At 58.8% G+C, this 9,962-nt stretch carries 11 protein-coding genes; 7 read left to right on the top strand and 4 right to left on the bottom strand.

The annotated features are described in order from the left end of the window. The 4 genes from VGY55_12205 to VGY55_12190 all read left to right on the top strand — a co-directional run. Positions 1-264 (top strand): hypothetical protein (locus VGY55_12205; GenBank protein HEV2970724.1); only part of this gene is annotated, 264 nt, incomplete at its 5' end. Between the two features lie 336 nt (positions 265-600). Then, entirely contained in the window at positions 601-951 is a 351-nt protein-coding gene (locus tag VGY55_12200; GenBank protein HEV2970723.1) for a hypothetical protein, read from the top strand. A gap of 89 nt (positions 952-1,040) precedes the next feature. Further along, positions 1,041-2,330 carry a PilT/PilU family type 4a pilus ATPase gene (locus tag VGY55_12195; protein HEV2970722.1) on the top strand — a complete coding sequence of 430 codons (1,290 nt, stop codon included), beginning with the start codon at positions 1,041-1,043 and terminating at the stop codon, positions 2,328-2,330. A 59-nt stretch (positions 2,331-2,389) separates the two neighbouring features. Further along, a complete protein-coding gene (locus VGY55_12190; GenBank protein HEV2970721.1) occupies positions 2,390-2,587 on the top strand; it encodes a hypothetical protein in 198 nt (65 codons plus the stop codon). A 73-nt stretch (positions 2,588-2,660) separates the two neighbouring features. On the opposite strand, the gene VGY55_12185 is transcribed toward VGY55_12190, so the two are convergent. Beyond that, the gene (locus tag VGY55_12185; protein HEV2970720.1) at positions 2,661-3,797 is read right to left on the bottom strand and encodes a DUF1559 domain-containing protein; all 1,137 of its coding nucleotides are present in this window, start codon (positions 3,795-3,797) and stop codon (positions 2,661-2,663) included. Between the two features lie 307 nt (positions 3,798-4,104). Between VGY55_12185 and VGY55_12180 the strand changes: the two genes are divergently transcribed. Beyond that, entirely contained in the window at positions 4,105-5,271 is a 1,167-nt protein-coding gene (locus VGY55_12180) for an SUMF1/EgtB/PvdO family nonheme iron enzyme (protein HEV2970719.1), read from the top strand. 285 nt (positions 5,272-5,556) lie between these two features. Here VGY55_12180 and VGY55_12175 read toward each other — a convergent pair whose 3' ends face one another. Both VGY55_12175 and VGY55_12170 read right to left on the bottom strand, forming a co-directional pair. After that, positions 5,557-6,480: an SPFH domain-containing protein gene (locus tag VGY55_12175; protein HEV2970718.1), complete on the bottom strand. Its 924-nt coding sequence runs from the start codon at positions 6,478-6,480 to the stop codon at positions 5,557-5,559. Beyond that, positions 6,473-7,483, bottom strand: a complete 1,011-nt coding sequence (locus tag VGY55_12170) for an SPFH domain-containing protein (GenBank protein ID HEV2970717.1) — start codon at positions 7,481-7,483, stop codon at positions 6,473-6,475. The genes VGY55_12175 and VGY55_12170 overlap by 8 nt, the downstream gene beginning before the upstream one ends. A gap of 277 nt (positions 7,484-7,760) precedes the next feature. Here VGY55_12170 and VGY55_12165 point away from each other — a divergent pair, with 277 nt between their 5' ends. Then, positions 7,761-8,423, top strand: a complete 663-nt coding sequence (locus VGY55_12165; protein ID HEV2970716.1) for a hypothetical protein — start codon at positions 7,761-7,763, stop codon at positions 8,421-8,423. A 312-nt stretch (positions 8,424-8,735) separates the two neighbouring features. Here VGY55_12165 and VGY55_12160 read toward each other — a convergent pair whose 3' ends face one another. After that, a complete protein-coding gene (locus VGY55_12160; protein HEV2970715.1) occupies positions 8,736-9,191 on the bottom strand; it encodes a hypothetical protein in 456 nt (151 codons plus the stop codon). A gap of 575 nt (positions 9,192-9,766) precedes the next feature. Here VGY55_12160 and VGY55_12155 point away from each other — a divergent pair. Then, on the top strand, positions 9,767-9,955 hold the full coding sequence (locus VGY55_12155; GenBank protein HEV2970714.1) for a hypothetical protein: 189 nt from the start codon (positions 9,767-9,769) through the stop codon (positions 9,953-9,955). Positions 9,956-9,962: the final 7 nt, after the last annotated feature.

The raw sequence follows: 9,962 nt of genomic DNA, 5'->3' as shown, positions 1-9,962 counted from the left end.
TTCGTCATGGTCACGCTGTTCGCATATCTCTGCCTTGTCGTGTGGCGATTCAGATTTCGGGACGGTCTCACGGCGATGGTTCTCGTGGTCGGCACGGGCATCCTCTTGGCGATTCTTTGTTATCGGCCGAAGGAGGACGAGCAGGAACAGCGTGGTCAGGCCGATGAAAAACCGGCTTCGCCGCAGCCGGCGATTGGCGACGAGAATCCATACAAGTCGCCAGCGACAGAAATCGCCAATAGAGGTCGCGACAATCTTGAGTAGCGCCTGAGGCGATTCATCACGATCGTCTTTTTGTTTTCGCAATGCTAATGGCGTTTGTCACAGCGTTGCCATTTCAGGCTGTGCTCATCGTGCCGATCAAGACGAGCATCGCGACCCGCGGGCCAACGAAAAAGCCGCTCAAGCGACTATCGCTTGCTCGTGCTGCCCGCGTCAGGCCGGCTTGTCCCGATGCCAAAACGATCGCTTGCCCCGGCCGCCCGCGGTCGGGGATAATGCGGCCATGCAGACCGAGCCGACCAAAGCCAACCTGCCGAAACGCAAACGCCGCTGGTTTCAGTTCAGCCTGCGGACGTTGTTCGGCGACCTAATCTCGCAATGACTGTAACAGTCTGCCTTAACTGCGGCTCCTTCAAGCACGGCGCTTTCATCCGTTGCAGAGAATGTGGCTACGAGCCAGAAGACGATGAGAGCCTTACCAAGCACTTGTTGGTTACGGACCACTTTCTCAGCGGCGAACAACTGAAAGCAGTGGCAGCGAAGGTCAAGGCGAAAGAACCGATTGAGTTTGCACAGGAATCCCTCAAAGCTGCATGGGTCAGCAAGACGCGACTCGACGCCGAGAAGAAGAATCTTGGTCGAGCTTGTTCGATTGGCTGCATCATTGTGATCGCCGTATCCCTTGCGGCCCTCGTGGCGTTCCTGAAGTTTGATTGGCGCCCCCGGTGAGTTGCCAGCCATCGCTGGGCGACCACCACGATCGCGGGACACTTCCGGCCCGCCATATCGCTTGCCGCGGCCGCCCGCGGTCGGGGATAATGCGGCCATGCAAATCGAGCCGCCCGAAACCGCATGCGCCGATGGTCGGCGGAGCGCCAGCTCAGGAAGTGAGAGCGGTCGGCAATTTCCACCGAACTGGTCTGTCCATGTCAACCGACAATATCGCCGACTCTCTGGCTCCAATTGCTGACCACGAATCGGCGGCGGCAACATTTCATCATACGCGACCCCGCCGAGGCTCGACCGAGATCGACTCCTTCTTGCGTGGCGTTGTGCGGCTTGGGGCGTCCGATCTGCACCTGAAGGCAGGCGAATCGCCACGAGTTCGAGTGGATGGAGAGTTGCATCGCGTTGAACGCGAACCGGCTCCCACCGAAGAGTTCGAGGCTCGCGTGCTATCGCTCCTGTCGGAAGATCAGCGGCGACGCCTTCTCGAACAAGGCTCTGTGGACTTTGCCTACGATCTGGATCGCCAAGTTCGATTTCGGATTAACGTGTTTCGGCAGGAGTCGGGCCTTGCCGTCGCCGCGCGCGTTGTTCCCCGAAAGATACCCAGTTTCGAATCATTACATTTGCCGCCCGAGGTCGCAAAGCTCGCGGAGCTGGAACAGGGATTGGTGCTGGTCTCCGGCATTACGGGCAGCGGCAAGAGCAGTACCATCGCCGCCCTGTTAGAGCACATCAATTGCACGCGCAGCGAACATATCGTCACGATCGAGGACCCCATTGAATTCCTGCACGAGAGCAAGAAGTCGCTTGTCAATCAGCGCGAGGTGGGCGTGAACGTTCCCGACTTTGCGTTGGCATTGCGAGCCCTGATGCGCGAGGATCCAGATGTCATCCTCGTCGGCGAAATGCGCGACCCCGAGACGTTTCGGGCCGCCTTGCAGGCTGCGGACACAGGGCACCTCGTCTTCGGAACAGTGCATGCATCCAGCGCCGCCCAAACGATTGATCGCGTGCTGAGCCTCCTTCCCGAGGACGAGCGCGCGGCCATTCGACAGTCGCTCGTGTTCAATCTGCGGGGCATTGTGTCGCAAAGGCTAGTTAGCTCGAGCGCCGAGGGCGTCGAGCGGGTGCCGGCGGTTGAGGTCCTTGTCGCCACGCCGATCGTTCAAAAACTCATTAGCGAGGGAAAAGATTTTCAACTGAGCGACGTGATCGCCCAGTGCAGCGAGGGAATGGTGAGCCTTCTGGAGAGCCTGTTCCAGCTCTTCTCGCAGGGACTTATTGATCTGGAAACCGGCTGTCACGCCGCATCAAGTCCCGAGGAGTTTCGGCTCCGCACCCAAGGAATTAAAAAATCTGTGGCGGGAATTGTCGGATAGGCTAGCGTCTCGCCACGCCAACCTTGCTCCGGCTGCCCGCGGTCGGGGATAATGCGGCGATGGAAACTGATCCGCAATCAAATCGTTTCAAAAAAAGGGACCGCGTGCGCATCGACGAGGGTACGTTCAAGGATTTCGTTGGCGTCGTTGACCTAGTGTCTGACCTCAACGGCAGAGCCGTCGTGATGATTAAAGTCCCCGGTGTCCGTGGCTCCACGCCAGTTGAGTTGGAGCAACGGCAGCTTGACCCGGCGTAACCACCCAAAATCCCGCCGCCCCGCGTCCGGCCGCGGCAACCGTGGGACTTGCAAGAGCGGTCGAGTATGGCGATCACTTGATCTTCGTATCGTCGATCCGCTCGCTGCCGTCGCGCGTGATTAGTGCAAGATACGTGGGAGGGTCGCAGGCTTCGGTGATGCCGAGCGTATGTATGTCCGCGAACACGTGATAGACGATTCCGCCGGCATGATCGCTCGATGGTCCCCACCAGATGTCGTTTTGCGGTTTGTTGCTCGAATTGTCCTTTTTCATATAAGGGACGGAGTTCGCGTCCTTCGGGTCGAATCCCTTGTTGAGCGCCACGGCGGCGTTGGTCCAGGGAGGTTTGTCGTCCGCCCCCGGCGCCGGTTGGTTGGGATCGTTGCCGACCAGCCAATTCAACGTGCCATCGTACCAAGAGGCATAGCCGCATTCCTTCGATTCGGCGAGAAGGATCGTCTTGGAAGTGCCATCGCCGAAGTCCTGAAATGTCAGTCCTTGCCCGCCGCCGAGGGCCATCCCGCCGTTCTCTATCGGCATTCCCTTAACCATGTGAGTCCCGACCATGGGCTTGTAGCAGGTCGCCCCGACCCGCCCTTTGAACGACTCATCGCCGGTGCCCGGCGTGGCCGCATCGACCGCCGCATACTCGGGCGCTCCTTGCTCTGCCGGTTCGTCGGGATTAGCAGCGCGCCCCGCGTCAATCGCCATTTTGTTGCGCGTATACGCATTGCCGGCCCAATCGGGACAGATCGCGGTCAACAACGGCGCGCAAGAGACGTGCTGCGTGGCGCAGGTGCGCGTCACTAGGCTGGGGTCGAACGGGCCGTTCTGAATCGAAAAGCGGTTGGATTTATCGGAGAGGTTAGAATAGAAGTTATTCTCTTCGAGTTGAGGAAGAATCCGAATAATCCAGCTATAGCCAGTCGTCGAATTGCCGCCGCTCGCATCCGCCGGGCGGCAATCCTCAGGCGCTGCCGCGGCGGCAGAGAAGTTGAACTGGACCGTCGGGAATTTCTTCTGGCCAGATTCGAAATTCGCCAGGGCCAACCCAAGCTGTCGCAAATTGTTTTCACACGCGACACGATTTGCCTGAGCCGCGGAGGCTGCCAGAGCCGGCAGCAACAGCGCGACGATCATGCCGACGATGACGATTACCGCTTCTAGCTCGACAAGCGTGAACCCATGATTTCGGCGTTGCAATGACATGATCCGCCTCCTGGTGAATAAGGCCGCCACAAATAGTGGAGGGAACGGACGAAATTATAATGCTTTCCGGGTGCGCCGCGACGGAAATCTGAGATTCCGGCCGATTGAATACGCCCGTTATCGAGCCTCAGCGCATCCGGGCGCATACCGTGGGACTTGAGAATTCAGCCCGCCGATACGTTGGCCCATCGGCCTGGATCGTCGGTGGCGCGACGAGCAAATTGACTCGCGCCCGGCGCGTGGTTACGATGCCAACTGCCGTGTGATTGCTCGGCGTCGGCAAACCCTTACGAGACAAAGCTCGCTAATGCACCGATTCTTCGCATCTAAAGCGGCCAAACTCTGCTCCCTCGCAATTCTCGCGGTAACGATGGTCGGCTCGGTGCGGGCTGGCTTGATTAACGTCGCGATGGTCCCCGTCGGCGATCCGGGCAACGCGGCCGATTCCAACGGTTACGGCGCGGTCAGCTATGCCTACCAAATCGGCAAGTACGATGTCACGACCAGCCAATACGCCGCCTTTCTGAACGCCGTGGCCGCTGCCGATCCGTATGGGCTTTACAACTCCTTCATGGCGAGCGGCCCCGCCCGCGCTGGAATCAACCAGAGCGGCGCCTCAGGAAATTACAGCTATTCCGTCGTCGCCGGCCACGAAAACTTCCCTGTGAACTGGGTCAGTTGGGGCGATGCGGCCCGGTTCGCCAACTGGCTACAAAATGGCCAGCCGACCGACGTGGAAGGACCAGGCACGACCGAGTCGGGTGCCTACACGCTCGACGGCGCGACCTCGACCACCGCCTTGATGGCCGTCACGCGGAATCTCAACGCGACCGATTTCATCCCCACGGAAGACGAATGGTACAAGGCCGCGTATTACAAGGGGGGTGGCACAAACGCGGGTTACTGGCTTTTCCCGACGCAGAACAACAGCACGCCGAGCAACGTGCTTTCCGCGACCGGCAAAAACAACGCGAACTTTAACAACACTGACCCGACGAACCATCTGACTTCGGTCGGCGCATTTGCCGCCTCGCCGGGGCCGTATGGCACATTCGATCAAGGAGGCGACGTGCAGCAATGGAATGAATCCGCGTTCGACGTTTCGTCGCGTGGCGTGCGTGGCGGGTCGTGCTTCGACCCCTCGTTCGTCCTGCGTTCCTCCAACCGCAACGCCGACAATCCGGTGGCTGTGGGCAACGGCATCGGTTTCCGCGTGGCAAGTGTCCCTGAGCCAAGCAGCGTCATTCTGCTTATCGCCGGGATCGTCGTGTTGACCGTAGCGAAGTACCGACCGCCCCGCCGATTATTCAGCCGCCCGGCGTGCCAGCGGGCGGCCGGGATCGTGGCTCCCGCGCGGCCTTGCTCGGGCCGCCCGCGGTCGAGGATAATGCGGCAATGGAAGGCGAGCCACTTAATGTTGATCCGTCAAAACGCAATTATCGCTGGTTTCAATTCAGCTTGCGCTCGCTGCTGATCGGCGTCACGCTGCTGGCGATGCTGTCCGCAACTGTCACTTGGGTTGTGCAAGATCGCCAGCGATTGATCCGCGAACGGGATGAAGCGCGGCAAAATGAGGCTGACGCAAAACGGAGGCTGGATGTGACTGGCCAAGAACTTCACCGCGCGATCCTTCAACTAAGTGCTCTTAAGCGGCAGTCGGAGGCCCAGGCCAACTCAACGACTGTAAAATAGCCCGGCGACAAAACCCCGAGACGACGCGGCCAGCCTGCGCACGACTTTCACCCACTCCGCTCTGCATTTACTGCGTTTTTTGCGCTGCGGCGAAGGCGGATGTGTTTTCCTGGGCGGCCATGAATTCGCCGAGCAGCTTTTGGTTGCGTGGCACCAATGTGATCTCGGCTTTGCCTTCGATGATGTTCTGAGTTTCGAGAATCTCGAACATGGTTTTAGAGATTTCGGGGTCCTGGGAGATTCTCTGCAGTGCTACGCCCACAATTTGAGGGCGCATGGCGGCGGCTTTGGCGAATTCGATCGCGGCCTGGCGTTCGGCCGTGCTGGTGATGATGCTCACCTGGTTGGCGCCGTCCTGCTTGATGGCGCTGGTGACTTGACGCAGGCGGTTCACCACTTTCTCCTCGATCTGCTGGGTCATCCCCACGTCGCGAAAATGGACCTTGCGGATGTAAACGGAGCCGAGCTTGTAACCCCACTCCTCGGACTGCGGGGAGACCTCGGTGCGCACGGTCAGGCTCATGGCGTGACGATTCTCGAGCATCTCCGCCAGCTTCATATTGCTTAGACAGCGGACGGTGGCGTTGCCGACGTTGGCGGCCAACGAGCCGCGGGGGTCGGCGTTCTTGAAGAGATAGGCGACCGGATTGCTGATGTACATTTCGTACCAGATTCCGATCCCCATCGGCGCGCCTTCCTCGGAGTTGACCGGCGTGCTCCGGAGATATTCCTGGTCGAGCCGCATGTCCAGGACGTAACAGCGTCCCGAGAAATTGACGATCAACGAGCGCAGGCCAAGCTTCGGCCACAGGAAATGCAATCCGGGTTCGTCCAACTGGCCGATCACCTTGCCGAATAGCACATAGACCTTGCACTGACGTTCCCAGACGACCGTGTAGAAACCAAACAGGCGAGCCAGACCGAGAGCAATCGGGACTAAAACAAACAGGCCGATAAATGTCGCGCCGGCCGCGATGGCGAAGTCAATCATGGTTCGCCTCCTGGATTACGCGGCGGGACTCGCTGAAGAGCTTGAGGCGTACATTGCGCAAATAGGCGCTCAGAACGTCCGGCCCGCTTTTCTTCAATTCGGCCAGTTGCGTCGCCATGGCCATCAGAGGCTCGACTTCGGCCTCGGCCTTGAGAGTTTCGATTTCCACGGCGCGTTTCGATTGGACGATTTTCTGGTCGGCGGATGCCTGGGCGAGGCTGATGTCAGAGGAGACCTGGTTATACGCGGTGTTAATGGCCGCCAGCGCCGACTCGACATCCTGGGGCGGATCAATACCGGTGATGAGCGAGGCGTCGAGGGTGATTCCATAGCGGGCTTCCGATGAAGCGCACTCGCGAGACATGTGGTCGTTAATGTCGCTCAGGTTTTTGCGGAGGTCGTTGATGGAGATGCCGATGGCGGCCGTTACGGCGTCCGGCTTCGCCGCGGCTCCGGGCAACTGCTTCGGAGCCGGCGCTTCAAAGGTCGCGATGCGTTCGCGCAGGATCGAGACGAAATACCCCATCACGTGCGCGATCGGGTAATTTACACCGAAGAGATAGGCGTAGAGATTCTTTTCGGAGATCCGATAGCGAATCTGGCCTTTAAGGCCCGTGTTGAGTTGATCCTTGGTGACGGCTTCGAGGACGGTGCCCTGGGCGTTGGCTTTGGGGCTTTCAGGATCGTAGGCCATGTTCATCGTTTGCGTGGCGATGGTGACCTTGTGAACTTTTTCCCAGGGCCATTTAAAATACGGTCCGCCCGAATGAATGACGCGAACCTGCGGATAACAATAGCGTTGACGTTGCTCGGCTTGAAGAGATTCGGCGATGGGGTCATCGAGAGTGGTCGCGGTTCCAATGCGTTCGGCCCGGCCGAACCAGGTCTTCACGGCCCGTTCGTTCTGGTCGACGGTGAAGAAACCCATGGCCAAGCAGCGCACGATGAACCAGGAGAGGAAACCGACAATGCAGCCAAGAAAAACCGGTGCTAGATCCTGCATTTGAGCAACTCCGCGCAGCGCTCTAGAAGTGACGGGAGCAATTGTACGAAGTTGCCAAGCTGAGCAATAGCGTCGGCAGGGCCGGGGCAGGGCTATCACTTTTCCAAGGCGGCGGATTTCTGCGAGCCAAAGGCGGCGAGGATCTCAGCTCCCGTAGCGCACGGTCGCCTTGCCCGGGCTGCCCGCGGTCGGGGATAATGCGGCAATGCAAAGCGAGCCGCCGAAACGCAATCGCCGATGGTTCCAATTCAGCCTGCGGACGCTGCTGATCTTCACGATGATTTGCGCCGTCGCGTGTGGTTGGCTAGGGAAAAAGATCGAGCGCAAGCGCAAGGAGTTGGATGCGGCGGAGGCGATTTTGAGATCGGGCGGCAGTGTATGGTACGACTACCAGATGGAGCACGGGAATGAGAAACCACCGGGACCAGATTGGCTGCGCGGCTTGCTTGGCGAGAACTTCTTCAGTGAGGTCGAAAATGTACAGTTCGGATCGCCGGGCACGACCGTCAGCGACGATGCGATGGCGAAGCTCAAGGAATTGGTGGAGCTGAAAACGCTGTACCTGGCGAACACCAAGTTCTCAGAGGCAAGTCTGGTGAATCTGGAAGCGTTGACCCATCTCCAGGAGCTGAGCCTGGGGATGACCGAGGTGACTGATACGGGACTTGAACACCTCAAACGGTTGACCGAACTCAAATCGCTGTATCTGTATCAAACGGGAGTCACCGACTCTGGACTGGCAAGCCTCAAAGGGTTGACGAAACTCCAGAACCTGGACTTGCGGATGACCAAGATCAGCGACGCGGGACTTTCAAACTTGAAAGGGTTAATGTCGTTGCAAACACTGGACCTGGGCCTTACCGACGTCAGCGATGCCGCGATAGCGGATCTTCGGAAAGCATTGTCGAGATGCAGTTTTCAATGGGGCAGGCTGTGGTGATTCGTCCTGGTATGGCGAGCATCGCTCTGAATCCAGCCGCCCGCGTCCGGCCGCGTCAACCCTGGGACGTTGAGAATCCCGCCCGCCGATGCGTTGGCCCAACGGCTGGGATCGCGGCTGCCTTGGCCCCGCGATCCCTTGCTCCGGCCGCCCGCGGTCGGGGATAATGCGGCGATGCAAATCGAGCCGTTGCAGCAAAAACTGCCTTGGTCCAGCTCTATGAAGAGAGATACGCCACGACGGTGCTGTCGAGCTTGGGAATGGAACCGAAAAAAGCACATCAGCCCCAGCGGGTTCGCACTGTACCGGAGATTACTTGACGTGCTCCCAGATTTCTGTGATCTTGGCGACCCCCTTGTCGGACTTTATCACACCATCGAGATACAATTTGTTCTGGTCCAGCTTGACCGTAAACGCGCCTGTTTTTCCGACCATCCACTCGTCGCTCTGGTCGCTAACAAACTCAATTTGTTCGGTGTATTCATCGCCCAGAGTGACGCATTTACCTCCAGCCGAGCGAGAGACTTTTCCGTCGTTAGCGAGCGTCCAAACGAAGCGGCCGTCAACCACCAGTTTGATTTGCTGCCAGCCGTCGGGAAAGTCGACGTACTCGCCGGAACCCGCGGGTTTATACGAAACGAGTCGCCACGCTCCGTCCAGCTTTGTCAAAGTATCTCGTTTGACGGAGTTATCCTCGCTTCGCGCAATGGAATTGCTCGACATCAGTATGCCCCAGACAATCGAAAGGACCAGAAGTCGTCGCGGCATGGTTAAACCCCCTGTTACGATGTTTGGCGCCTAATTCGTATTCGCCCGGACGGTTTACTCGCACGTAGCGGGTATCCCCTTTCATTCACGCCCATTGTACGAAGTCCTCGAAGCGATTGGCAAGCAATTCGCCCAATTGGGAATGAGTCGGCTCCGTTCGTATAGTCGATGGCAGAACCAAGAATCCCGCCGCCCCGCGTCCAGCCGCGACAACCGTGAGACGATGAGAATCCCGCCCGACGATTCACCGGCTGGAGAGGGCGGCGGAGATCGCGACTGCCAAGTCCAACCGCTCACAGGGCGCATTAAAAACCCCGCTGAACCGAGCTGGAGTTCAACGGGGCATCTTGGGTGTCCATCTATTTCTATCGGCCGATTAGAAGCACGGGCTTGAGCGGCTATCGCAGGAAACATTCATCGCTGACGTGCCGGCCGGCGCGCCTGACTTTCGCGGCCACGCGTATCCCTTGCTCCGGCTGCCCGCGGTCGGGGACGAGGCGGCCGCATCATGCTGCCTTCGTTGCTGCGGCCAATTCTGGGCGGCTTTTTAATGCGCGGTCGAGTATGATGGGAGCATGAAGGTCACGTGCAAGAACTGCGGAAGTGAATACTGGTTCACCGAACAAACGATACCAGCGCGAAATAAAGGCGGCATTCCTTGCCGAATCTGCGGCGTGGAATTATATGAATGGAATGGCGAACGCCACTACATGGCCGAGTTGCTCAAGGAAGGATCGCCGCCGAAGCCAGATCAAGAATCCTGATTGAGTT

Source organism: Pirellulales bacterium (genome assembly GCA_035939775.1).
Classification (GTDB): Bacteria; Planctomycetota; Planctomycetia; order Pirellulales; family DATAWG01; genus DASZFO01.
The sequence above is the reverse complement of the archived record's forward strand: the minus strand, read 5'-3'. Positions and strand labels throughout refer to the sequence as shown.